Here is a 24377-nt window from a genome sequence, read left to right as displayed (position 1 = left end):
CGGGGCTTAGGCCGGGTCGGTCTGGGCCTTGGCGTCTGTCTCGGTCACCGGCTTGGGCGTGGCGTTGCGGGCGCGGAACTGCCCCCAGAGACCATAGGCCAGCGACAGGGCCGACAGGGCGAGGAGCGTGCCGGCGATGGGGCGGCTCACCAAGGTCATCAGGTCGTAATCCGCGAGGATCAGGCCCTGACGCAGGCTCACTTCGGCGATCGGGCCGAGCACCAGCCCGATGATGAAGCTCGCCACCGGCAGGCCGAAGCTCTTGAGGAAGAAGCCGACGGCGCCGAAGGTGAGCATGATCACCACATCGAAGACGTTGTTGTTGAGCGCGAAGACGCCGGTCATGCAGAGCACGACGATGGCCGGGCCGACGAGCGGGTAGGGCGCGCGCAGCACGAGGGCAAAGACGCGGGCGGCGCGCAGGCCGAAGACCAGCATCAGGATATTGGCCAGCATCATGCCGATGAAGACCGAATAGACGAGGTCGGAATTGTTCTGCATCAGCATCGGGCCGGGCACGATGCCATGGATCGTCAGCCCGCCGATCATCACGGCGGTGGTGGCCGAGCCGGGGATGCCGAGCGCGAGCAGCGGGATCATCGAGCCGCCCACCGCCGAGTTGTTGCCGGATTCGGGCGCGGCGATGCCTTCGGGTGAGCCTTTGCCGAAAAGCTCGGGGTGTTTGGACCAGCGGAAGGCTTCGGAATAGCTGATGAAGGCGGCGGTGGTGGCACCGACGCCGGGCAGGGCGCCGATGATCGTGCCGATGACAGACGAGCGCAGCAGGGTGGCCTTGGTCGCGAGGAATTCGGCGAGGCTCGGGAGCTTGGTCGAGACCTCGGTCATGGCGTTGGCTTCGGTCGGGCCGTCGGCAAAGCGCTGGATCACTTCGGCGAGGGCGAAGATGCCGATGATGGCGCCGATGAAGCTCACCCCGGTGAGGAGCATCGGGTTGCCAAAGTTGAAGCGCGCGATCCCGGTCAGCGGGTCGAGGCCGACGGTGGCGACGGCGAGGCCGAGCAGCCCGGCGATCAGGCCTTTGACCAGCGAGCCGCCGCCGATGGAGGCGATGGCGGTGATGCCGAGCACGGCGAGGGCGAAATATTCCGCCGGGCCAAACTCGAGCGCCAGCCGGGCGAGGGGCGGGGCCGCGAACATCAGTACCAAAGTGCCGAAGATGCCGCCGACCGCCGAGGCGGCAAGGGCGATGCCGAGGGCCTTGCCCGCTTCGCCGCGTTTCGCCATCGGGTAGCCGTCGAGCGAGGTACAGGCCGCTTCGGGAGAGCCGGGGGTGTTGAAGAGGATGGCGGATATCGAGCCGCCGAAGGTCGAGCCGACATAGACGCCGCCGAGCAGCAGCATGCCCTCGATCGGGTCAAAGGCGAAGGTGAAGGGGATCAGAAGGGCGACCCCGACGATGCCGGTGAGGCCGGGGATCGAGCCGAACATGATGCCCCAGGCGACACTGAAGACAATCAGGACAAAGCACATGGGGTTGCCGAGCATATACCCGGCGGCGGAAGCGAACGCGTCTAGCATTTTAGGTCTCCGGGGCTGCGGCTCAGAAGAGCGCTTGGCTGAGGTCGTAGAAAATCCCTTCGCCACGGGGCAGAGGCAGGGAGAGGGCGTAGCTGAAGAAGAGGGCGAGCATCACGGTGAAGAGCGGCGCGAAGAGCAGCTTGGCCAGGAGGTTGCGGTAGGGCAGGACCCAGGCCGCGGCCCAGAGAAAGATCACGGTGGCAAAGAGAAAGCCGATCTGGTTCAGGGCGAAGAAATAGCCCAGCACCAGCGCCGAGATCAGGCCGAGCCGCAGGTAGTAGCCTTGGGCTTTGCCCGCGCCGGTGGCCTCGGTTTCGGCCTGCGCCTTGAGCGCCTTGGACACGGCCTTGATCATCTGGATGGCGCAGCAGATGGCCAGCGCGCCAAAGACGATCTTGGGCCAGAGATCCGAATCCACCTGGGCATAGCGTTTCGACGTTGGCAGGGCGTCGGCGTTGAACCAGAGCGCGATGGATGCCAGTGTCAGTCCTAGAAATACAATGATTTCCGATAGTTTACTTATCATTTTTCCCTCCCCGATTGGTCTGCGGCCCGCCGATGGGCGGACCGCATCGCGCGTGCTCAGTAGCCAAGATCTTTCATGATCTTCGAGAAGGCTTCGGTCTCGCTATCCATGAAGGCTTTGAATTCATCCGGGCCGAGGAATTCAGAGCGGTATTGCAGCGCGCTCTGGGTTTCGACCTCTTTGTAGCCGGGGTCTTCATAGGCGGCTTGGAAGAGTTCGATCAGCTTGGCGATGATCTCTGGGTCGGTGTCCGGGCGGATGCCAAAGCCGCGCCAGCGGCCGAGGGTCACGTCATAGCCGTTTTCCTTGGCGGTGGGCACCTCGGGCAGTTCCGGCAGGCGTTCATCCGAGAAGAGCACGAGCGGCACCAGATCACCGGATTCGATGAGGCCACGGGTGGGGCCGTATTCCTCATACATCAGGTCGATGTGACCGCCGAGCGTGTTGGAGACCATTTCGGCGGCACCGAAGGGCACGGTTTCCAGCTCGATCCCGGCCTCTGCGTTGAACTGGCCGACGAGCGCATCGTCGAACCCTGCCGAGCCGGTGACGCCCACCTTGAGCCCGCCGGGGTTTTCCTTGGCGGCGGCGAGAATGTCGTCGAGCGATTTGAGCGGGCTGTCCTTCGAGGTCAGCAGCATGCCTTGGTCATATTGGATGCGGACCAGCGGGTAGACCGACGAGAGGTCGATGCGGCCCAGGGCGTGGTTGATCACGTCATCGGGGCTCAGCGAGACCAGGGTATAGCCATTGGCCGGACGCTGCAGGAAGGACACATAGGCGGGAACACCGCCGCCGCCCTTGATCGAGATCGGCACAACGCTTTGGCCGGTCGCCTCTTGCATCGGCTCGCCGATGGCGCGGATAAAGCGATCGGTGCCGCCGCCGGGGCCGTATTGGTGGATGATCTCAACGGTGCGGTCCGGGTAATCCCCGGCGATGGCCGTGGTGATCGACAGTGCGAGCGCCATGGTCGCCCCGCCGAGTGCCTTGAAATTCATTATTGTCATGTCTTCCTCCCTGTTTGAATGCGCGACCACCGCTCTCCTCTGCGGTGGCCGATGAAGCCCGGCCAAATGTCAGTGGCCGGAATGCGATCTCGCCCTTGGGGCGAAATTATTCGGCCGCGACCGTGTCGAACTGGGTCGTCTCCAGAACGGCCATGGCGGCGGCAACCCCGCCTTCGGTATGCGGCACGCCGGATTTGCGCAGGCCGAGCTCGACCCCGGTCAAGGTGCCGGCGAGGGTCAGATCGTTGAAATCGCCCAGGTGGCCGATGCGGAACACGCGATCCGCCACTTTCGACAGCCCGTTGCCGAGCGAAATGTCGTAATGCTGCAAGGTGGTGGCACGGAAGGCGTCGGCGCTATGGCCTTCGGGCATGAGCACGGCGGTGAGCACGCCGCTTTCCTGTCCCTGTTGGCGGCAGAGCACTTCGAGCCCCCAGTGACGCACGGCGCTGCGGGTGGCGGCGCCATGGCGCTGGTGGCGGGCGAAGACATTGTCGAGCCCTTCCTCGTGCAGCATGGCGATGGCTTCGTTCAGCCCGTAGAGCATGTTGGTGCCGGGGGTGTAGGGGAAGTAGCCCGACCCGTTGATGGCATCCATGTCCTGCCAGTCCCAATAGGAACGGCGCATGCCGCCGGTCTTGGACAGCTCGAACGCCTTGTCGCTGACGGCGTTGAAGGACAGGCCGGGGGGCAGCATCAGCCCCTTTTGCGAGCCGGACACCGCGACATCGACGCCCCACGTGTCGAACTGAAAGTCGATCGAGGCGAGGCCCGAGATCGTGTCGACCATCAAAAGCGCCGGGTGACCGGCGGCATCGATGGCGCGGCGCACCTCGGCAATCGGCGAGACCGAGCCGGTGGAGGTTTCGTTATGGACGACGCAGACGGCCTTGATCTCGTGGCCGGTGTCTTGGCGCAGGCGGGCCTCGATCCGATCGGCATCGGCGCCGCTGCGCCAGTCGCCTTCGATGAACTCGGCATCGATGCCAAGTTTCGAGGCCATTTTCTTCCACTGGGTGGCGAAATGGCCGGTTTCATACATCACGACCTTGTCGCCCTCGGCGAGCGTGTTGACCAGCGCGGCCTCCCAGGCGCCGGTCCCCGATGAGGGGTAGATGAAAACGCGCTGCTTGGTCTTGAAGATGGTCTTCATCCCCGCGATGGCCGTGAGGCCGACCTCGGCGAAATCCGGGCCGCGATGGTCCATCGTCTGTTTCGAGATGGCGCGCAGCACGCGGCCTGGCACGGGGCTTGGCCCCGGGATCTGTAGAAAATGGCGCCCTGCCTTGTGCATTGTGTTCTCCTCCGGTTTCGACGGTGCCGCTGTTCGGGCCGTCAGGTCTTAGAATCTAATGTTTGAATAATGAATGCATTTTGAGTCGGTATCTGTCAACTGACAAGATTTTCCCTTATTTACAGGGTTATAGTGTTCTTGATTGAAGGGGGGTCCCGGTTTATAGTGAATGCAAAATGAGTTTTGAACGCATTATCAAGTGGGCGGAGGTGGCGATGACCCCGGAAGATCAGACGAGTTCCCTGAGCGATGGCAAGGGTGAGGTTTTTCGGCGGCGGTCGCTGCATGAAGAGCTTACCGAGGCGATCCGGGAATTGATCGTGGTGGGTGATCTGCTGCCCGGGACGCGGGTGCCGGAAAAGGAGCTCTGCGCGCTCTACAGCGTGTCGCGCACGCCGCTGCGCGAGGCGCTCAAGGTGTTGGCGATCGACGGGCTGGTGAATCTCGAGCCCAACCGCGGGGCCTGGGTCAGCAAGATCACCAAGGAGGACATCGACGATGTGTTCCCGGTGATGGGGGCCTTGGAGGCGCTGTCGGGGGAGCTTGCGTGCAAGCACATTTCGGATGCGGAGATCGGCAATGTGCGGCGGCTGCATCGTGAGATGCTCAAGTATTTCGAGCAGCGGGACCTTGAGGGCTATTTCGCGGTGAACCAGCAGATCCATGAGGCGATCCTCAGCGCGGCGCGGAACAAGACGTTGACGGCGCAGTATAATTCGCTGGCGGCGCGGGTCAGGCGGGCGCGCTATGTGGCCAATATGACCATGGACCGCTGGACCCAGGCGACCGAGGAGCATGAGCAGATCATGACGTTTCTCGAGCGGCGCGATGGGGCGAGGCTCTCGGCTATTCTCAAGAAGCATCTGGAGAACAAGCTCGAGACCGTGCGGCAATGGCTCGATGACAATGAAGAGGCGGATGGTGCCAAGGCCCGGTGAGGGCGGCGTTGTCTGATGTTGTGACCATAGGGGCCGTCCGGTGGGGCGGCTGAACTCAATTTGATGGACCATATATGACCCGACCCGATGAAATCCGAGCGCTGGCGCAGTCCTTGATGACCGCGCGGCAAACTGGCCTGCCCGTGACGTTTCAGGCGTCCGAGGCGTTCAGCTATGAGGCGGCGTTGCAGGTGCAGCGTCTTGTGCAAGAGGAGCTTGGGGCGGTGTCCGGGTTCAAGGTCGGGCGCTATGAGCCCGGGCGGCCGATCATCGCGCCGATCCCCGAGGTCTATACCTATGCGGCGGGGGCGGCGGTGCCGTTCAAAGGCTCTGTCGGTGTCGAGCTGGAGATCGGGTTTCGCCTGAACCGGGAGTTGGCGGGCTATGAGCGGCGCCGGGTTGCGGAGTATTTCACGCCCTTTGTTGTGATGGAGCTGGTGACCTCTCGGATTGCCGAGCCGGTGGGCCATCCGCTGCACAAGCTGGCGGATATGCAGGCCGGGTATGGTCTGGTGGTCGGCAGTGAAGTGACGGATTGGGCGGGGGATGATGTCCGCTCGGTCGAGGTGTCGCTTGTCGCCGATGAAGAGCCTTTGGTGCAAGGCGAGGTGGCGCTGCCCAATGGGTCGGCGCTGACCTCTCTCGAGATGGCGATCGAGGGCATTGGCGACCATGCCGGCGGGTTGCAGCCGGGGCAGATGGTGATCACCGGCACGCTCACCGGGATCGAGATGTTTGACGAGAGCACGCAGGTTCAGGCGGAGATTTCCGGGCTGGGCAATGTCGCGTTCGAGCTGTCAAAAGCCTAGTCGGCCACGGTCTCGGGGCGGGCCTGTCCCAAAATTCAGGCCCTCTGCACAAATTTGCATCACAGCTCTTCAGCCCCGCTCGCAAAGGTTCAGCTTTGGCCAGCGGGGCTGACTGATTAGCCTCTGCCTAAGGACCAGTAAGGTAACGCGTTCTTCGCATGTGACGAAACCGGACTTAGTGTTTTGCGGTGCGATGGCGCTTTGCTTGGGCAGGCGCCGGGGCGTGGCAGATATGCGCCAGAAGGCGGGCCGCAGGAAAGGGATGCAAGTGACAGACGACCGGATCAACGCGATTGACATACGAAATGCCGTGAAGCGCTATGGCGATTTCACCGCGCTCAAAACGATTTCGCTGTCGATCCGCGACAACGAGTTTTTCACGCTGCTGGGGCCGTCGGGCTGTGGCAAGACCACGCTTTTGCGGATGATCGCCGGGTTCGAGGATGTGACCGAGGGCGAGATTTTCCTCTTTGGCGACGAGATCGAGAAGCTGCCGCCGAACCGGCGACCGATCAACACGGTGTTTCAGAACTACGCGCTGTTCCCGATGATGACGATTCTCGACAATGTTGCCTTTGGCCTCGAGATGAAGGGCGAGAGCAAGGCGGCGGCGCGCAAGCGGGCGGGCGAGATGCTCGAGCTGGTGCAGCTGTCGCAGTTTTCCAGCCGCAAGCCCTCGCAATTGTCGGGCGGGCAGCAGCAGCGGGTGGCGCTGGCGCGGGCGCTGGCCCCGAGCCCCAAGGTTCTGTTGCTGGATGAGCCGCTGTCGGCGCTCGATCTCAAGCTGCGGCAGGCGATGCGGTTCGAGCTCAAGGAATTGCAGCGCGAGACGGGGATCACCTTTATTTTCGTGACCCATGACCAGGAAGAGGCGCTTACCATGTCGGACCGGATCGCGGTCATGTCGGCGGGCGAGCTGCAACAGCTGGGCGATGCGCGCGATATTTACGAGCGGCCAAGCAACATGTTCGTGGCGGATTTCATCGGCGAGACCAACCTTCTCGAGGTTGAGGTCGACGCGGTCGAGGCGGGCCGGGCGCAGGTGCATCTCGGCGGGGGGCATCAGCTCAGCGTGGATGCGGTCGAGGGTGTCGGCAAGGGCGCCAAGGTGCATATGTCGGTGCGGCCCGAGCGGCTCTACCTCTCGGAAGGGGCCGAAGGGCCTGAGAGCCTCGCCGGGACGGTGCGGGCCAACATGTTCGTGGGCACGGATATTCAGACGCTTCTCGATCTGGACGGGGGCGTGCAGATTTCGGTGCGCAGTTCCAATTCGGAGCGCGGCAACAAACGGGTGTTCGAGCCCGGCCAGATCGCTCATATCAACATGGAGCAGGGGGCTGCGCGCCTCCTGGCGGATTGATGGCGGGGGGAGCGGCCAGCGGCGGCAGCGCCCGCACCGACACCTATCGGGAGGCGCGGCATTGGCTGTTGCTGCCGTCCTGGGTGGTGTTGATCTTTCTCATCCTGATCCCGGTTCTGATGATGCTCGTCTATTCCTTCCTGACGAAGGAATTCCGCGGCGGGGTGATCTGGGAGTTCAGCCTCGACGCCTATGATCAGTTCTTCTTTAATCGCGGGCTCTTTGGCGATGAGCCGCCGAGCATCGAATGGACCTATATCACGATCTTCTGGCGCTCGATCTGGCAGGCGGGGGCGGCGACGATCCTCAGCCTCGTGATCGGCTTTCCGACCGCCTACTTCATCGCCACGCGGCCCGAGAAGGTGCGGCCGATGTGGGTGTTTCTCATCACCATCCCCTATTGGGTGAACCTGCTCATCCGGACGGTGTCGATGAAATTTGTGCTGCGCGATCAGGGGCCATTGAATGATTTCCTGCTCTGGACCGGGCTGATCGACAGCCCGCTGCATATCGTGAACACGAATTTCGCGGTGCAGCTTGGCCTCTTCTACAGCTACCTGCCGTTCATGGTGCTGCCGATCTATGCCAGCGTCGAGCGCTATAATTTCGCGCTGAGCGAGGCGGCATCCGATCTCTATGCGGGCAAATGGGTCACGCTGCGGCGCATCCTGTTGCCGGCGGTCAAGCCGGGGGTGATCGCGGGCTGTATCCTTGTCTTTGTGCCGTCGCTGGGCAGTTTCCTTGCGCCGGATCTTCTGGGCGGGGCGAAGAATTTCATGATCGGGTCGCTCATTGAGGAACAGTTCAAGGGCAATGCGGGCAACTGGCCCTTTGGGGCGGCGGCGTCGATGATCCTGCTTAGCATGGTGCTGATCATTCTGATCGTCTTTGCCCGTCAGCAGGCCCGGGCCGAGAAGGGGGGCGCGTGATGGGGCGGCGTTTCGACATCAAACATGTGCCGGGGTTCCTGCCGGTGACGATCCTGTGCCTCGTGGTGCTCTATGCGCCGCTTCTGGTGGTGACGATCTATTCGCTCAACGACAGCAATTCGATCACCAATTGGGAAGGGGTGAGCCTGCGCTGGTACGCGGATGTGTTCACCGGGCCGGAGGCGGAGAAGTTCAAGCTTGCGGCGTGGAACAGTTTCACCATCGCCATCATTGCCGCGACAGTGTCGACCAGTATCGCCACGCTGGCGGCGACGGCCATGGTGCGCGGCGGGCGGTTCCGGCTGCGTACGGTGAGCTTTGGCCTCATCTCGATGCCGCTCATGGTGCCCGAGATCGTGACGGCGGTGGCGACGCTCATCTTTTTCAATTCGATCGGGTTCACCCGGGGCTATAGTTCGATCCTGCTGGCGCATATCGCGTTCTGCATTCCCTTTGCCTATATGCCCATCGCGGCGCGGATGCAGGGGATCGAGGACAGCTATGAGCAGGCGGCGCTCGATCTCTATGCGACCAAGCGGCAGGCCTTTACCCGCATCCTTTTGCCGATGATGGTGCCGGGGATCATCTCGGGCTATCTTCTGGCCTTCATCATCAGCCTCGACGATTTCATCATCACCAATTTCGTCAAAGGGGCCGGGATCGAGACCCTGCCGACGGCGATTTTCGGATCGGTGAAACAGGGGATCAAGCCGAATATCATGGCGATTTCCACCATGCTTCTGGCGCTGTCGATCCTGATGGTCACGATTTCCTATTTCGTCAGCAAGAGCGACAAGAAGACCTGAACCAACGTATAAAACAGGGAGTAAGACATGAAACATCTGACACAATTCACCGCGGCGGCGGCCATGGCGCTGGCGCTTGGGGCGCAGGCGGCACAGGCCGAAGGCAAAGTCGTCGTCTATCACTGGTTCGAGTATATGCCGGCGGAGCTTCTGGAGAAGTTCACCGAAGAGACCGGCATCGAAGTGGTGATGGACACGTTCGACAGCAACGAGGCGCTTTTGGCGTCGCTCAAGGCCGGGGCCATTGGCACCTATGACGTGGCGGTGCCGGGCGATTACATGGTCAAGATCATGGCCGGTGAAGGGATGCTCGACACCATCGCGGATGGCGAGCTCGCCAATAAGGGCAACATCCAAGAGGAATGGGCCGATCCGAGTTTTGACCCCGGTCGTCAGCATTCGATCCCCTATCAGTGGGGGTCCACCAGTTTCATGGTGAACCGCGACGTCTATCAGGGCGATATCAACACCACCGATATCCTGTTCAACCCGCCGGCGGAGCTGTCGGGCAAGATCAACATGCTCGACAGTCAGGGCGAAGTGATCGCCATGGCGTCGCTGCATATGGGCATTCCGCAATGTTCGACGGATCGCGAGCAGCTCAAGGCGCTCAATGCGATGCTGCAGGAGGCCAAGCAGCACTGGGCGTCGTTCAACAGCGACACGGCGAAAGAGGTGCTGGTCTCTGGTGATGCGGCGGTGGGCCAGATCTATGACGGGTTCGGTGCCAAGGCGCGTCAGGAAGGGGCCAATGTGGAATATGCCTTCCCGAAAGAGGGCTATGTGGTCTGGATGGACAATGTGGTGCTCTTGAAGGATGCGCCGAACCGCGACAATGCGCTCAAGTTCATGGATTTCCTGCTCGAGCCCGAGAATATCGCGGCGGTGACCAACTATGCGCGCTACAGCTCGGGCGTGGTGGGCACCAAGGAGTTCCTCGATCCTGAGCTGTCGACCCAGCCCGAAAGCAACCCGCCCGCCGAGGCCGGCAAGGGCGCGTTCATCGAGGTCTGTGACGAAGAGACCCAGAAGGTCTATGACCAGATCTGGACCAACCTGAAGAAATAAGCGCCGTCAGGCAGCGATTGAGAGGCCGCGGGAGAGATCCTGCGGCCTTTTGCGTGGGCCTCCCCTTGCATCAGAGCGGGGCTTGGGGGATGTCAGAGGTATGGGGCCGCGGCCCCGGCAGTTGTGGTAAGAGAGGTATGGCATGGCGCAGCGCAAGGTCTTGATCACCGGAACGGCCGGGTTCATCGGGTTTCATCTGGCGCAGCTGTTGCTCGACGAGGGGTTCGTCGTTCAGGGCTATGACGGGATGACGGATTATTATGACGTGACGCTCAAGGAGCGGCGGCATGCGATCCTCAACCAGAACAAGGCTTTCAGCGCCTGCGAAGGCATGCTCGAAGATCAGGCGCGATTCGACGCGGTGGCGGATGAGTTTGCCCCCGATGTGATCGTGCATCTCGCGGCGCAGGCGGGGGTGCGCTATAGTCTCGAGAACCCGCGCGCCTATATCGAGAGCAATGTCGTCGGCACGTTCAACGTGATGGAGGCGGCGCGGCGGCATAAGGTGGACCATCTGCTGATGGCCTCGACCTCGTCGGTCTATGGCGCCAATGAAGAGATGCCCTTTGCCGAGACCCACAAGGCCGACACGCCGCTCACCATCTATGCGGCGAGCAAGAAGGCCAATGAGGCGATGGGCCATTCCTATGCCCATCTCTATGATCTGCCGACCACGATGTTCCGGTTTTTCACGGTCTATGGCCCCTGGGGGCGGCCCGATATGGCGCCTTACAAGTTCACCAAGGGTATCCTCGATGGCAGCACGATCGACATTTACAACAATGGCGATATGTGGCGCGATTTCACCTATGTGACCGATCTGGTGCGCGGTATTCGCGGGTTGATCGATGCGGTGCCGGGCGGCGAGGAGACCCGCGTCGCAGGCGATAGCCTGTCGCCCGCCGCGCCCTACCGGGTGGTCAATATCGGCAATTCCGACAAGGTGCGGCTGATGGATTTCATCGAGGCCATCGAGGCCGCCGCCGGGCGCAAGGCGGTGCGCAACTACATGCCGATGCAGACCGGCGACGTCTATGCCACCTATGCCGATGCCGAACTGTTAAAAGCGCTCACCGGCTACCGCCCCCAGACCGATATCCGCGACGGCATGGCAAGATTCGTGGCCTGGTATCGGGAGTATTACGGGGTGTGATCGCGTGCCGGTCCATCCTGTGGTCATGCAGGGCCGCAAGGGTGGTCAGCGTGGACGTTTCGTGACAAGAGACGGGCGCGCGCGTTTGCGCGTTGATCACGATCAGACATAGGCGAGTGCCATGCAAATCTATCTTCCGATCGCTGAAGTGTCCGTCAACGGGCCGCTTTTGTTGTCGATCGGGTTGATGGTTGGGTTGTTGTCGGGGATCTTTGGTGTGGGCGGCGGGTTTTTGATCACGCCGCTTTTGTTTTTCATCGGCATCCCGCCGGCGGTGGCGGTGGCGACCTCGGCCAATCAGATCGTGGCCGCGTCTTTTTCCGCCATTCTTGCGCATCTGAGGCGACGGACGGTGGATATTCCGATGGGGCTGGCCTTGATGATTGGCGGGCTGTTGGGCTCGACCGTGGGGATCTATATTTTCAACCTGCTGCGGTCTCTGGGGCAGGTCGATCTCTTGGTGAACCTGTTCTATGTGGTCTTCCTTGGGCTCATTGGCGCGCTGATGTTCATCGAGAGCCTCAGCGCGCTGCGCAAGGCGCAGAAGCAGGGGCCGCAGACACGGCGCAAGCGGACGCGGCGGGATTGGGTGCATGCGATGCCGTTTCGGGTGCGTTTTCGCGCCTCGGGGCTCTATATTTCCGTCATTCCGCCGCTTCTGGTCGGGTTTTTCGTCGGCGTGCTGTCGGCGATCATGGGGGTCGGGGGCGGCTTTGCCGTGGTGCCGGCGATGATCTATGTGCTGGGGATGCCGACCAAGGTGGTGGTCGGGACCTCGCTGTTTCAGATCCTGTTCGTGTCGGCCTATACGACGATGATGCACGCCTATAGCAGTCAGTCGGTGGACAGTGTCCTCGCGGTTCTGTTGATCGTGGGCGGCGTCATCGGGGCGCAGATCGGGGCGCGGATCGGTCTCTTGCTGCGGGCCGAGCAGCTGCGCATCCTGCTGGCGATGATCGTGCTGGCGGTCTGCTGCAAGCTTGGGCTCGATCTGGTGCTGCCGCCGTCGAATGTCTTCTCGGTGACGGCAGTTCTGGCGCAGTGAGGCGCGATCTCAGTATTGATCCTCGGCGGTGCAGTTGACGGAAAGCTCGGCCATGGAGGCGGTGTTGGGCAGGGTCAGGGCGAGGTTCACCATTTTGGCGATATCGGCGCTGCGGGTCATGTCCGCTGGCGGAAAATCGGTGACCTTGCGGGCCATGTCGGTGTCGACAAAGCCGGGGCAGATGGCGGTGGAGCGGATGCCCAGATCCCAGCCGGTCTTGCGGATGCCATGGCTCAGCGCGACGGCGGCGTGTTTGGTCATGGCGTAGGAGGCGGCCTTGGGCGAGCGCACGCGTTTGCCGGAGAGCGAGGCGAGGATCACGACGCGCCCAGAGCCGGAGGCGGCGAGCGGGTCCCAGCAGGCTTTGACGAGGCGGCGCGGGGAATTGACGTTGATCTCCCACATCTGGTTGAGCTCGGCGTCGTCGATTTCGAGCGGGTCGCGGGCAATCATCGCCCCGGCCGAGCAGATCACCGCGTCGATCCGGCCGAACCGGTCGAGCGCGGCGCTGGCCCAGGCGGCCTCGTCCTGCTGCATCGCGTCATGGTGGGTGACATGAGCGTCTGGAAACGCCTCGGCCAAGGCGTCAACGCGGCGCGCACCGAGCGACAGCGACCAGCCCTCGGCCTGCAGGTGCTGTGCCACGGCGGCCCCGATGCCACCGCTGGCGCCAGAGATGAGGGCAGTTTTCGAACTCATGAGAGGCTCCGTATCTTGAAAAAGGGATATGGTGGCCGCCTCAGGAGAGGCGGTCAAGCAAGGGCAGGATTTTGTCCGAGGCTTCGAAATGCGGCATGTGGCCGATGCGTTCAAAGAGGTTGAGCGAGATGGTCCCCGGGGCGCGGAGCGCGTGTTTCCACGGGATGATCTGATCCTCGCGGCCCCAGATGATCCGCGTCTCCATATCGAGGCGGCCAAGGGCGGCGTTGAGGTCAAAGCCTTGCACCCCATCAGGAAAGAGAGCCCGCGCCATGGCCTGTTGGGCGGCGCGTTTTCTTTCGTCGCGGCGGGCCATGGCAGCGGCTTGGACGAAGGACCAACTGATCGCGTCGGGGTCTGCGGTGAGCTGTTTCATCCAGGGGCCGAGGCTTTCGCTGCGCGACGCACGGGCGAGCCCGGTGATGGCGTCGCCGTTGATCTCGGGGCCGAGCCCGGCGGGAGAGATCAGCGTCAGGCTCGCCACCTGCCGGGGGCGCGTGTCGGCGAGGGCGAGGGCCAAAGCGCCGCCGAGGGAATGGCCCACGAGATGGCAGCGTTCGAGACCGAGATCGTCGAAGCTGCGGCGGAGCAGGGAGACCAGATCGGCGAAATTGCTGATCGATTTGCGTGGTGAGCGGCCGTGGGCGGGCAGTTCGATCCGGTGGATCCTGCGGGTTTTGGCGAGCGGTGCGGCCAAGGCTTCCCAGCCTGTCGCGTCGGCGAGAAAGCCGTGGATCATGACCATTGGCAGACGGTCGCCCGCGCCTGTGGATTGCACGAAGAGATCGCCGGGTTCGGCATCTGGCAGAACGGGGGGCGTGGCGCTCTCGGCCAGGGGCATGGGTGCGGCGGGTTGGGCGGCCGCTTGCAGCAGGTCGCTCATCTGGATGCGACCGCCTGGGCCGCGACCGGTGAGGCGCGAGACGTCCAGGCCAAGCGCGGCGGCCTTTTGACGGGCGGCGGGGGTGATGGCGCGACGCGAGGGTGCGGTGTGGTCGTGCCCTGCGGTGGCTGGGGCCGGGACAGGTGTGGGTGCGGTTGCTTGCGAAGCGGATGGTTCAGGGGCCGTTGGCTCAGGGGCGGCCGCAGCTTTGGGGGCGGCGGTTTGCGCTGGTGGCTCGCCCGGGGTTTCGCCTTCGGCATAGATCCAGGCGACAATGCCATCGACCGGGGCGGTGTCACCTTCGGCTACGAGAATATGATGCAGATAACCATCTGCTTCGGCTTCGACCTCGACCGCAACCTTGTCGGTTTCAACCTCAAAGAGGACATCCCCCATTTTGACGGCGTCGCCTTCGGAGCGGGTCCAGGTGGCGATGCGGCCTTCCTCCATGGATTGATCTAGCCGGGGCATGGTGATTTTGCTGGGCATCTGAAACCTTCTGAGAGCCGGGGGTGGTGGGGGTCTCCGGGCCGCGAGGGCCCGGAGAATATGCGTGGGGATCAAGCGTCGTGGACGTAGAGCCCGCCGAAATTGTCAGCGGCTTCCTTGAGCTTGTCGAAGGTTGCGAGCGAGCCCACGAGCTCTTTCTTGACGTCGTCCCATTCGGGCTTTTGCGCGCCTGCGGCTTCGATCCACTGGGCCTGTTCGTCCTCGGTCGGGGCGTAGAAATTTACCCCGGCGGCGGACATCTCGTTGATCGCGTAGTTGCGCGAGGAGGGCACCTGAGCGAGGTTCTGCAGGAAGGTGATATGCGCACCCCATTCGACGGCTTCTCTGGTGTCGGTATCGAGCCCTTCAAGCCAGCCCATATTGCAGGAATAGACCCCGCCATCGGGCACGGTGCGGGTGAAGGTCACGTGTTCCACGATATCCTTGAAGCCAAAGAGGTTGAGACCCATCGTGTTGGGGTCGAGCGCATCGGCCACGCCCTGACGCAGAGCCGAGGGGGTTTCGCCCCAGGCGATGGGCGTCGGGTTCGCGCCGAGCATGCTGTAGGTCTGGGCGAGGATCTTGGAGCCCGGCACGCGGAATTTGAGGCCGCGAATGTCCTCGGGGGTTTTGACCGGCGCATCGCGCAGGCCGCGTCGGAGGCTCACGGTGCGGGGATCGACGGGCTGATAGAGCAGCACTTTGAAGCCGCTTGCGGCGACGCGCGCGTCGACCTCGGCCTTCCAGATGTCGGAGGTCACGAGATTGACGAATTTCTGGTTTTCGCCGCACCAGAAAGGCAGGTTGATGATGTCGACGGCGGGCGCGAAGGGCGCGAAATTGGCCATCGAATGCTGGGCCGCCTGAATGGTGCCGTTTTGCACCTTTTCGGCCAGCGCCGCACCGGCGCCGAGCGAGCCATTGGGCACGAGCCGGACATAGACTTTGCCACGGCTGGCGTTTTGGATGTTTTCCTTGAGATGCAGCTGCATCACCGGGAAGGTCCGCGTCGTGCCGAGACGGTAGGCGGTGGCGATGGTCATCACATGCTCTGCCGCCGCCTCGCGATCAGCCTCTTCCTTGGCGGTCTGGGCCTCGGCGGGAGCGACGCCGAGCGTTCCGGCGCCTACTGCCGCGACGGCGACGGTAAAGCCTGCGGTGCCCGCGAGCTTGAGAAAGTTGCGGCGGTCTTCATTGCTTGGGGTGTCTGTAAGTGTCTTTTCCGGATCCATCGTGGGTCCTCCTCTGTTGCGATGGGGGGTGACGCAGTGTCAGAAATGGCTTGGTCAAAACTGGCCGGGGCTCATCCCTTTCTGCGTTCTTCTTTGATTAGAAACAGCACGCCGAGACCGGTGGCCGCGAGCAAAAGCGCGAATTCGGTCCGGGCGGGCAGGCGGGGCATGGAGAGCCCCATTTCGGCGGAAATCTTGGCCAGAATGATATTGCCTGCGAAGACCGCGAAGATGGCGGTGGCGGCGAGGCCGATGAGCCGATGCGGCGCGGTTCTGCGGCGGTCTTGCGTCATCACGAGCTTTCCTTGTCCTTGTTCTGGTCAGTGTCTTGGGCGAGAGCGCGGTCGGGCAGCCCTGCGAGCCGTTCGATAAGCACCAGCATCGCGGTGCAGTCCCAATCGCGGATGTCCTGACTGGCGGCGAGGTTGAACAGCTCGCCCGCGTTGGCGCCGAGAAAGAGCGGCACGCCGAGGCTCTTGCCGAGACCGACCCCGAGCGAGATGTCCTTGGCCCCCATGGCGAGGGGGAAATCCGGGCTGATATCGCCGCGCAGCACCTTTTTGGGGTAGTTCACGTTGATCTGACCGCGTCCGGCGGTGGTGTTTTGCAGGACCTCGACCGCGGCATCTGTGTCGATCCCGGCCTTGCGGGCCATGGCGAGGGTTTCGGCGGTGAGCACCATGCTGACCATCGACATGTAATTGTTGGCGATCTTCATGCGGATGCCACTGCCCTTGGGGCCGAGATGGACGATCTTGTCGGCCAGCGGTGCGAACACCGGCGCGGCGTCGGCGAAGTCCTCGGCGCGGCCGCCCGCCATGATCAGGAGCGCGCCGTTCTGGGCGTCCTTGGGGGTGCGGCCGACGGGGGCGTCGAGCACGCGCAGTCCTTTGGACGTCAGGGCGTCGTGGATGTCGAGGCTGGCCTCGGGAGAGATCGTACTCATCTCGATCACCAGCGTGCCGGGGGCGGCGCTGTCGGCGATGCCGCCGGCCCCGAGGCAAATTTGGCGGACATGGGTGTCGCGCGGCAGGATCGTCATGATGATCTCGGCCCCGTCGCAGGCCTCGGCCACCGAGGCGGCCGGAAGGCCCCCCACCTCTTCAAAGGCTGCGAGGCGGGCGCTGTCGATATCGACGCCGCGTACTTCATGGCCCGCGGCGACGAGCCGGGCGGCCATGCCGCTTCCCATGGTGCCGAGCCCGATGAAGGCGACGCGGCGGGCGGGAACCTTAGGCAGGGGGAGATAGGTCATCAGGCGTTCCTCCGGTCCGCGAATTCCATGAACTCGACGACGATGTCCTCGGGGCCGCGCAGGTAGAAGACGCGGCTCACGCCGCCGCGCATGACCTGCGGTGCAGAGATCGGGCGGTGGCCTGCCGCGACGGCCGCGTCATGGATGGCGTCGACATCGCTCACGCTGAAGGCCAGATGGGTGAAGCCGGTGTCGGATTGGGCCGGGGGCGTGGCCTTGCCCGCCGGGGCGAGATATTGAAAGAGCTCGATCCGGTGCGACCCTTTGCGGAGCAGAGCCCAGAGGATATGGGCCCCGGTCATCCCGGTCACCGTTGCCAGTTCCGGCGCGTCGCGTTCGGCCTTGGCGCCCTCGGTGTCGAAGCCGAGGAAACCGGTGAGAAAATCGTACATTTGGTCGAAATCCTGCACGCAGAGGGCGGTGTGGTGCACCCGCTCGATGAGATGGGCGACGCTCATGCGGAGGCTCCTTGCAGGGCGGGATGGCGGTCCGAGATGACCTGTCGCAGCGCGGCTTCGACATCGGCGGGGCGGGCAAAGGCCGCCTCTTCGAGCACTTTGGAGACCACGGCGGAGGATTCCGTGCCGGTCACATGAAGGATTTCATAGTCGAGATGGTTGAACAGGCGGCGCTGGGCGTCGTTGACCACCCGCGAGCCGATGGAGGTGCCGCGGGTGGTCTGTTCGACCATCAAAAGCGCGTTGGTCTTGGCCACGCTGGCGGTGATCGTTTCCCAATCGAGCCCGAGCGGGTCGAGCGTGCGCAGATCGATCACCTCGGCATCGAGCCCGGTGCTGTCGCAGAGTTTGGTGCAACTCTCGACCATCGGGCCATAGGTGAGGATGGTCGCCTGTGTGCCGGGGCGGGCGATGCGGGCCTTGCCGAAGGGGATGATGTAATCCCAATCGCCCGTGGGGACCTGGCCCTTGTTCTGGAAGAGTTCGTTATATTCGACCACGAGGACCGGGTCGTCGCAGGCAATGGCCGCGTTCATCAGCCCGATATAGTCATGCGGCGTCGAGGGGGCGACAACGCGCCAGCCCGGATAGAGGGTGAAGAGCCCCGAGGCGTCCATCGAATGCTGCGATCCATAGCCGGTGCCCTGGGTGACACGGCTGCGCACGACGACGGGCACGGGGAAGTCACCGCCGAACATGTGGCGCACCTTGGCAATCTGGTTGAAGAGCTGATCGGCGGCGACGAGCGAGAAATCGGGGTACATGATTTCGACCACCGGGCGCGCGCCATTGAGCGCCGCGCCGAGGGCCATGCCGGTAAAGCCATTTTCGCAGATCGGCGTGCCGAGGAGACGGTCGGGAAAGCGCTCGGCGATGCCGCGGGTCGCGCCTGCGGTGCCGCCGCGCAGCCGGTGAACATCCTCGCCGAGCACGAAGAGCCCGTCGAATTTCTCCATGTTGCGCAGCATGACTTCGGAGATGACATCGTGGAATTTCGCCTCGACGCCGGTTTCGGCAGTGAGGTCGCGTTCTTCGAGATGGCGCTTGTCCGCGAGTTCCGAGAGGTCGCCCCGGATGCCGTATTCGACGGTGGCAGGATCGGGCCAGAGATCGGGTTTGAGACGACGGTCCTTGCCGCTACCTTCGATCAAGCGATCCAGAGTGTCATCGACTGCGGCGGTGGCCCGGCTGCGGAGCGTGTCGATCTGGGCCTCGGTGAGCAGGCCGGCCCGCAGGATCTGCTGAGGCAGGGTCGTGGCCGGATCGCGGGCGAGCCAGGCGTCTTCCTCGGCCTTGTCGCGATAGCCGAAGGCGCTGCCTTTGAGCGGGCCGGATTGGTGGAGGTGGCGATAGGTGCGGGCCTCGAGCAGCACCGGGCCGCCGGAGGTCTCGATGATCTTGCGGGCGGTTTCCATGGCGCGGCGGGCGGCGATGACATCCATGCCGTCGAAAGTGATCGAAGGGATGCCGAGGCCAAGGCCACGCAGGCTCAGGCGAGTTTCGCGGGTCTGCTCTGACACATGGGTCGAGACCGCATATTGGTTGTTTTCGACCACAAAGACGGTCGGGGTCGTGTAGAGCGCGGCAAGGTTCATTGCCTCATAGGCGGTGCCGATCTGCATGGCGCCATCGCCGAAGAAGGCGACAGAGATGGCCCGTTCGCCGCGCATCTTGTCAGCCAGCGCATAGCCCACCGCATGGGGGATGTTGCCGCCGACGATGGCGTTGGAGCCGAGCACGCCTGCCTCGGGTTCGCGCAGATGCATCGAGCCGCCACGGCCGCCGCAATAGCCGGATTTGAGACCGAGGATTTCGGAGTAGGTTTTGAACACAACCTCTTGGGCAGCCTGCGGAAACCCCTGATCGAGCGGATCATATTCGGCGACCAGCGCATGGTTGAGCGTCTTGGCCAGAAACTGATGGTGCATCCGGTGGGTGCCGTTGATCTTGTCGCCGGAGGTCAGGGCCGACATTAGGCCGACGGCGGCGCCTTCCTGGCCGATGCTGGCATGGGCTGGGCCGTGCAGCAGGCCTTCTTTGCTCAGCTCGAGCAGACGTTCTTCGAAATGGCGGATGAGAAAGAGCTGTTCGAGCATCCGTGCCAGTTCGGCCACTGGCACGGCGCGCAGATCGGTTTCGTCCGTGGTCAGGGTCCAGCAGGGGGTGTCGACCGTCAGAGGCTCGAGCTTGGCGGCGAATTGATCTGTGGCCAAGGGCGAAGAAGGTTCGGAAGTCATAGGAGGCCTCTTGTTGAAACAGCGCGTTGAAAAGGGGTTGGGTGCATCACATCCACCATGTCGAAATGGCCGGGACAAAGGCGATCAGCAGGACGACGAGCAACATCGAGAAGACGTAAGGCAACGAGCGTCCCGCGACCGACAGGATAGAGTCGCCGGTGACCGAGGAGATGACGAAGAGATTGAGCCCTAGCGGCGGCGTGATGAAGCCGACCCCCAGCGAGGTGATCAGGAAAATGCAGAACTGGATGTCGTTCATCCCGATTTCCTGCGCGAGCGGGAACATGATCGGGGCGAGGATGACGATGTTCGGTGTCGCCTCCATCACGCAGCCCGCGATGATGAAGACCCCGAGCATCAGCAGGATGGTCAGATTTGGATCGTCGGTGATGCCGCGGATGAACTGGGCAAAGCCTTGGGGGACCTGAACCAGCGCCAGCGCCTGAGCCAGCGGCAGCGCGACCGCGATGATCGGCACGATGATCCCGTTGACCTTGGCCGAGCTCCACAGCATCGCGGGCACTTGTGCCATGGTGAGCGTGCCGCTGGCAAAGCCGATGATCAGGGTGACGGCCACGGCCACGGCGGCGGCTTCGGTCGGGGTGAAAATGCCGGAATAGATGCCCCCGAGAATGATCAGCGGGATGGAGAGGGCGAATTTCGCGCTCCACAGTGCCGCGAGCCAGTTGCGGAAGGAGAATGTGCTACTGCTGTTCTCATAGCCATGAATGCGGTTCAGGATGGTATTGGTGATCATGATCGACACGAGCACCAGCACGCCGGGCACGATGGCCGCGACAAAGAGGCTCGCCGCAGAGATGCCGAGGATCATGCCGATGATGATATAGGCGATGGAGGGCGGGATCAGGATACCGGTGCAGGAGCCGGCGGCGACGAGGGCCGCGGCATAGCTGGGCGGATAGCCCTTTTCGACGAGGCGGCTGTAGGTCATCCGTCCGACGGCGGCACAGCCTGCGGCGTCCGATCCAGAGATGCTCGAGAAAAATCCGCAACCCAGCACCGTCGACGTGCCCATGCCCGAGCGCAGCGAGCCCATCGTGGCCTCGGCGAAATCGAGTAGTTTCTTGGACAGGCCCGTGCGCACCAGCGCATCACCGGTCAGCAGGTAGAGCGGGATGGCGATCAGGGCGTAGTGGTCGACGCCGCTGAACAGGCTTTCGCCGAGAAGCGAGAGCGGCAGCACCCCGGTGGACCAGAGCATGACCAGCGCGGTCAGGCCGAGCGACACCCAGACGGGGACCGAGAACAGGAAGAGGACCAGTAACAGCAGGAGCGGGCCGATGACATCCCATCCAAGCTCGAGCGTCGTTTCTACACCACCATAGAGCATCTGAAATCCTTAATCGAAGAGCTTTTCGCCCGAGGGCGGGCGGCGATTGGAGGCGAAGGCGCGGATGTCCGCGATGGTCGCCTCGATGGCGCGCAGCATCACCAGGGTGAAGCCAAGCGGCACCGCGACGAGGAACCATGCGCGCGACAGTTGCAGCCCTTCGGAGACAGAGCCATATTTGAGCGAGGTCAGCACCGGCTCGATCGACCAGTAGAGCGCGAAGCCTGCAAAGGTCATGACGGCCAGATTGCCGAAGATCGAAAAGGTCGCGGCGCCCCGGGCGGGCAGGATGTCGACGAGAATCGAAAAGCTGATATGCGAGCGGTTGCGCACACCGACGGCGGCGCCAATCCAGACCAGATAGATAAAGGCATAGCGTGCGGCCTCTTCGCCCCAGATCGATGAGAAATCGAAAACGAAACGCCGCAGCACCTCGATGATGATGGTGACGGTGATGAAAGCGTAGAGCCAGAGCATCGCCAGACGCTCTGCATCATGCCACCTGTTCAAAAGCCGGGTCATGATGCGTGCGTCCCGCTCTGCGGGCCATGTGTCTGCGCCCCTGCTCGCAAGCCGGGCGGCAGATCTCGTGCCGTTTCCTCCCTCATGCAACTCCCCTCCCAAGTCGTTAGCATGTCCACTATGTGATTAATAGTTGATCACATAGTGGACATAAGTCAACGTTTCTTTTGCACAGGTGCAAGCCCATGTAGTCGCGACAGAAATTGGGGGGATGGGGCGGAAAGCGGGGGCTCAGCTCACTCGGAACTGTAGCATTTTGCCAGTCGTTCGGCCGCATCCTGCATCAGCGGAACCAATTGGCGCAGGCCTTCGGGGGTCTGGCGGCTGCTGGGCGCGACGAGCGCGAGCCCGATGGTGGGCGGGGCCGCGATCACCGGCACTGCGATGCCGATCACCCCTTCGAAACATTCTTCGCGATCGACGGAAATGCCGTCCTTGCGAATCTGCGCGATCTCTTTGGCGAGCGCGTCCCGGGTCTGGATCGTGTTCTGGGTCAGCGGGCGTAGCGCCACCGTTTCGAGGTATTTGGCAAGCTGCACCTCGGGCATCATCGCCAGCACCAGCTTGCCCAGTGCGGAGCAATAGAGCGGCACCCGGCTGCCAACTTCGAGGCGGAAGGCCAACGGCCAGAGCGCCTCGACCCGGTCGAGATAGACGACCTGACCGTTAACCAATGTGCCGATATTCGCGGTTTCGCGGGTGGCCAGCACCAGCTCGTGCAGGATTTCATGGCGCGGTCCGCGGCTCGCTGATCCGGTCAGCGCGGCGCTGGCCAAACCGACCAGATCGTCGCCTTCAATGATTTTCTTGCCGCCGCCTTCGCGTTTGAGCATGCCAAGCTTGATCAGGTTGTTGACGAGACGGGTGGCCGTAGGCCGGGGGATGGCGAGCTCTTCGGCGATTTCTGTCACGGTCGAGAAATGCCGGGGTGGGGCGGTGACCAGGGTCAGGATCTGCATCGCCTTGGCGACCGTTCCAGTGGCGGTCGGTTTCAATTCAGCTGGGTGTTTCGACATGCGCCACTTCTCCTGACCTCGTCACGGGGTCAGCCAAGGGCACGCCGTGATCCGAAGCATTCTGACCAGATGCGAGGTTTTTTGCCAGAGCATTTGAGTGTCGGATCGTTCCCTGCTGTGAGGTCAGCTTTCCCGGCAGCAAGTCGCCCGGCGCTGGCTCTGTTCGGCATAAGGCCCCATTGTACCCCGTCGCATCCTGAGGCACATACGCGCTGACCCCTATGAAACATCCTTTAGGCGAGGGAAAGATATGACGGATTGGCAGGCGCGCGTGGCAAAGCTCTATGACGGGGGTTTTCGCCCCATGGTGATTGGTGGCAAGTGGTGTGCGGCGCAATCGGGTGAGGTGATGGAGGCGCGCAACCCGGCCGATGGCGGGCTTTTGGCCACGGTGCCGAAGGGCGGGGCCGAGGACATTGACGCGGCCGTCGCGGCGGCGCGGGCGGCGTTCGAGGGGCCCTGGGCCAAGTTCACGCCGTTCGAGCGGCAGGCGCTGTTGCTGCGCATTGCCGAGCGGTTCGAGGCGGAATGGGAGACGCTCTGCCTGTCGGATACGCTCGATATGGGGATGCCGATTCAGCGCACGCTGGCCAACAGCCGTCGGGTTCTCGGCATGCTGCGCTATTACGCGGGGCAGGCGGTGGCCATCCATGGCGAGACCATTCCCAATTCTTTCCCTGGCGAGATCTATTCCTCGACCGTGCGCGAGCCGGTGGGCGTGGTGGGGGCGATCATTCCGTGGAACGCGCCGATTGCGGGGTCGATCTGGAAGATTGGGCCGGCGCTGGCCACCGGGTGCACCGTGGTTCTCAAACCCTCGGAAGAGGCGTCGCTGACGGTGCTGTTGATCGCCAAGCTGATGCAGGAGGCGGGGCTTCCTGATGGGGTGCTCAACATCGTGACGGGTCATGGGTCCGATGCCGGGGCGGCGCTTGCGGCGCATCCCGGGGTCGACAAGATCGTCTTTACCGGCTCGACCGCGACGGGGCAGGCCATCGCGCGGGCGGCGACCGGCAATCTCAAGCGGGTGGCGCTTGAGCTCGGCGGGAAATCCCCGGTGATCGTCTGCCGCGATGCGGATATCGACAAGGCGGTGCCGGTGGCGGCCATGTCCGTTTTCGCCAATTCGGGGCAGATCTGTATTGCGGGGTCGCGGCTCTTTGTGGCGCGGGAAATTCATGACGAGTTCGTGCGCCGGGTGGCGGAGTATGCCGCCGGGCTGCGTCTCGGCCATGGTATCCACGAAGAGACCGAGATCGGCCCGATCATTTCGGCGCGGCAGGCCGAGCGGATTGGCGGCTATCTCGAGGCCGGGCGGCGCGAGGGCGCGGAGGTGATGACCGGCGGCGCGGCGCCCGAGGGGGCGGCGTTCGAGAACGGGCATTTCTACAAGCCGACGGTGTTTGCCGGTGTCACCGACGAGATGACCATCGCGCGCGAAGAGATTTTCGGGCCGGTGATTTCGGCGCTGCCGTTTGACACGCTGGACGAGGTGGTCGAGCGCGCCAATGCGACGCCCTATGGGCTCGCCGCTGGGGTGTTTTCGACCCATCTTGGCACGGCGCATCAACTGGCGCATCGGATCAAGGCGGGGTCGGTCTGGGTCAATATGTACCATGCGATTGACCCGGCGGTGCCTTTTGGCGGGGTCAAGATGTCGGGCTATGGCCGCGAAGGCGGGCGCGAACATGTCGAGGAATATCTCGACACCAAGGCGATCTGGATCAATGCCGAGTGATGGGATGGTCGAGGAGGGAC

General features: G+C 63.2%; 23 protein-coding genes. 9 read left to right on the top strand and 14 right to left on the bottom strand.

From position 1 onward, the window contains the following. Positions 1 to 6: 6 nt before the first annotated feature. From ISM_RS03960 to ISM_RS03945, 4 genes are all read right to left on the bottom strand, one after another. Complete coding sequence (locus ISM_RS03960) at positions 7 to 1539, bottom strand: tripartite tricarboxylate transporter permease (protein WP_050754105.1); 1533 nt, start codon at positions 1537 to 1539, stop codon at positions 7 to 9. 22 nt (positions 1540 to 1561) lie between these two features. After that, complete coding sequence (locus ISM_RS03955) at positions 1562 to 2065, bottom strand: tripartite tricarboxylate transporter TctB family protein (RefSeq protein ID WP_083780894.1); 504 nt, start codon at positions 2063 to 2065, stop codon at positions 1562 to 1564. Positions 2066 to 2121: 56 nt separating this feature from the next. Beyond that, positions 2122 to 3075: a Bug family tripartite tricarboxylate transporter substrate binding protein gene (locus ISM_RS03950; protein ID WP_156783308.1), complete on the bottom strand. Its 954-nt coding sequence runs from the start codon at positions 3073 to 3075 to the stop codon at positions 2122 to 2124. Positions 3076 to 3181: 106 nt separating this feature from the next. Next, positions 3182 to 4369 (bottom strand): pyridoxal-phosphate-dependent aminotransferase family protein, encoded by a 1188-nt coding sequence (locus ISM_RS03945; protein ID WP_040617836.1) that lies wholly within the window; start codon positions 4367 to 4369, stop codon positions 3182 to 3184. Positions 4370 to 4584: 215 nt separating this feature from the next. On the opposite strand from ISM_RS03945, the gene ISM_RS03940 reads away from it, so the two are divergent. The 8 genes from ISM_RS03940 (at position 4585) to ISM_RS03905 (ending at position 12477) form a co-directional block, all read left to right on the top strand. Further along, positions 4585 to 5307: a GntR family transcriptional regulator gene (locus ISM_RS03940; protein WP_040618295.1), complete on the top strand. Its 723-nt coding sequence runs from the start codon at positions 4585 to 4587 to the stop codon at positions 5305 to 5307. 74 nt (positions 5308 to 5381) lie between these two features. Beyond that, a complete protein-coding gene (locus ISM_RS03935; protein ID WP_009812820.1) occupies positions 5382 to 6116 on the top strand; it encodes a fumarylacetoacetate hydrolase family protein in 735 nt (244 codons plus the stop codon). Positions 6117 to 6378: 262 nt separating this feature from the next. Further along, entirely contained in the window at positions 6379 to 7476 is a 1098-nt protein-coding gene (locus ISM_RS03930) for an ABC transporter ATP-binding protein (protein ID WP_040617835.1), read from the top strand. Next, the gene (locus tag ISM_RS03925; protein ID WP_009812818.1) at positions 7476 to 8405 is read left to right on the top strand and encodes an ABC transporter permease; all 930 of its coding nucleotides are present in this window, start codon (positions 7476 to 7478) and stop codon (positions 8403 to 8405) included. Before ISM_RS03930 ends, ISM_RS03925 begins: the two co-directional genes overlap by 1 nt. Continuing rightward, positions 8405 to 9211 carry an ABC transporter permease gene (locus ISM_RS03920; RefSeq protein ID WP_009812817.1) on the top strand — a complete coding sequence of 269 codons (807 nt, stop codon included), beginning with the start codon at positions 8405 to 8407 and terminating at the stop codon, positions 9209 to 9211. The genes ISM_RS03925 and ISM_RS03920 overlap by 1 nt, the downstream gene beginning before the upstream one ends. A 27-nt stretch (positions 9212 to 9238) precedes the next feature. Then, a complete protein-coding gene (locus ISM_RS03915) occupies positions 9239 to 10279 on the top strand; it encodes an extracellular solute-binding protein (protein ID WP_009812816.1) in 1041 nt (346 codons plus the stop codon). Between the two features lie 142 nt (positions 10280 to 10421). Then, entirely contained in the window at positions 10422 to 11432 is a 1011-nt protein-coding gene (locus ISM_RS03910) for an NAD-dependent epimerase/dehydratase family protein (protein WP_009812815.1), read from the top strand. Positions 11433 to 11553: 121 nt separating this feature from the next. Further along, the gene (locus ISM_RS03905) at positions 11554 to 12477 is read left to right on the top strand and encodes a sulfite exporter TauE/SafE family protein (RefSeq protein ID WP_009812814.1); all 924 of its coding nucleotides are present in this window, start codon (positions 11554 to 11556) and stop codon (positions 12475 to 12477) included. Between the two features lie 9 nt (positions 12478 to 12486). Here the strand turns inward: ISM_RS03905 and ISM_RS03900 are convergent, their stop codons facing one another. From ISM_RS03900 to ISM_RS03855, 10 genes are all read right to left on the bottom strand, one after another. Then, positions 12487 to 13176, bottom strand: a complete 690-nt coding sequence (locus tag ISM_RS03900) for an SDR family NAD(P)-dependent oxidoreductase (protein ID WP_009812813.1) — start codon at positions 13174 to 13176, stop codon at positions 12487 to 12489. 40 nt (positions 13177 to 13216) lie between these two features. Next, positions 13217 to 14509 carry an acetoin dehydrogenase dihydrolipoyllysine-residue acetyltransferase subunit gene (locus tag ISM_RS03895; RefSeq protein ID WP_254655699.1) on the bottom strand — a complete coding sequence of 431 codons (1293 nt, stop codon included), beginning with the start codon at positions 14507 to 14509 and terminating at the stop codon, positions 13217 to 13219. 110 nt (positions 14510 to 14619) lie between these two features. Continuing rightward, positions 14620 to 15780 (bottom strand): TRAP transporter substrate-binding protein, encoded by a 1161-nt coding sequence (locus ISM_RS03890; protein ID WP_009812811.1) that lies wholly within the window; start codon positions 15778 to 15780, stop codon positions 14620 to 14622. Positions 15781 to 15851: 71 nt separating this feature from the next. After that, positions 15852 to 16073 carry a hypothetical protein gene (locus tag ISM_RS03885; protein ID WP_009812810.1) on the bottom strand — a complete coding sequence of 74 codons (222 nt, stop codon included), beginning with the start codon at positions 16071 to 16073 and terminating at the stop codon, positions 15852 to 15854. Beyond that, entirely contained in the window at positions 16073 to 17035 is a 963-nt protein-coding gene (locus ISM_RS03880) for an NAD(P)-dependent oxidoreductase (protein WP_009812809.1), read from the bottom strand. The genes ISM_RS03885 and ISM_RS03880 overlap by 1 nt, the downstream gene beginning before the upstream one ends. Next, positions 17035 to 17493, bottom strand: a complete 459-nt coding sequence (locus ISM_RS03875; protein ID WP_009812808.1) for a VOC family protein — start codon at positions 17491 to 17493, stop codon at positions 17035 to 17037. Before ISM_RS03875 ends, ISM_RS03880 begins: the two co-directional genes overlap by 1 nt. Further along, positions 17490 to 19730: an alpha-ketoacid dehydrogenase subunit alpha/beta gene (locus ISM_RS03870; RefSeq protein WP_009812807.1), complete on the bottom strand. Its 2241-nt coding sequence runs from the start codon at positions 19728 to 19730 to the stop codon at positions 17490 to 17492. Before ISM_RS03870 ends, ISM_RS03875 begins: the two co-directional genes overlap by 4 nt. Before the next feature lie 46 nt (positions 19731 to 19776). Beyond that, the gene (locus tag ISM_RS03865) at positions 19777 to 21081 is read right to left on the bottom strand and encodes a TRAP transporter large permease (protein ID WP_009812806.1); all 1305 of its coding nucleotides are present in this window, start codon (positions 21079 to 21081) and stop codon (positions 19777 to 19779) included. A gap of 9 nt (positions 21082 to 21090) precedes the next feature. Then, a complete protein-coding gene (locus ISM_RS03860; RefSeq protein ID WP_040617834.1) occupies positions 21091 to 21603 on the bottom strand; it encodes a TRAP transporter small permease in 513 nt (170 codons plus the stop codon). Positions 21604 to 21839: 236 nt separating this feature from the next. Further along, positions 21840 to 22619: an IclR family transcriptional regulator gene (locus ISM_RS03855; RefSeq protein ID WP_083780893.1), complete on the bottom strand. Its 780-nt coding sequence runs from the start codon at positions 22617 to 22619 to the stop codon at positions 21840 to 21842. 250 nt (positions 22620 to 22869) lie between these two features. Between ISM_RS03855 and ISM_RS03850 the strand changes: the two genes are divergently transcribed. Then, positions 22870 to 24357 (top strand): aldehyde dehydrogenase family protein, encoded by a 1488-nt coding sequence (locus ISM_RS03850; RefSeq protein WP_009812803.1) that lies wholly within the window; start codon positions 22870 to 22872, stop codon positions 24355 to 24357. Positions 24358 to 24377 lie beyond the last annotated feature (20 nt).

The organism is Roseovarius nubinhibens ISM (assembly GCF_000152625.1).
Classification (GTDB): domain Bacteria; phylum Pseudomonadota; class Alphaproteobacteria; order Rhodobacterales; family Rhodobacteraceae; genus Roseovarius; species Roseovarius nubinhibens.
The sequence above is the reverse complement of the archived record's forward strand: the minus strand, read 5'-3'. Positions and strand labels throughout refer to the sequence as shown.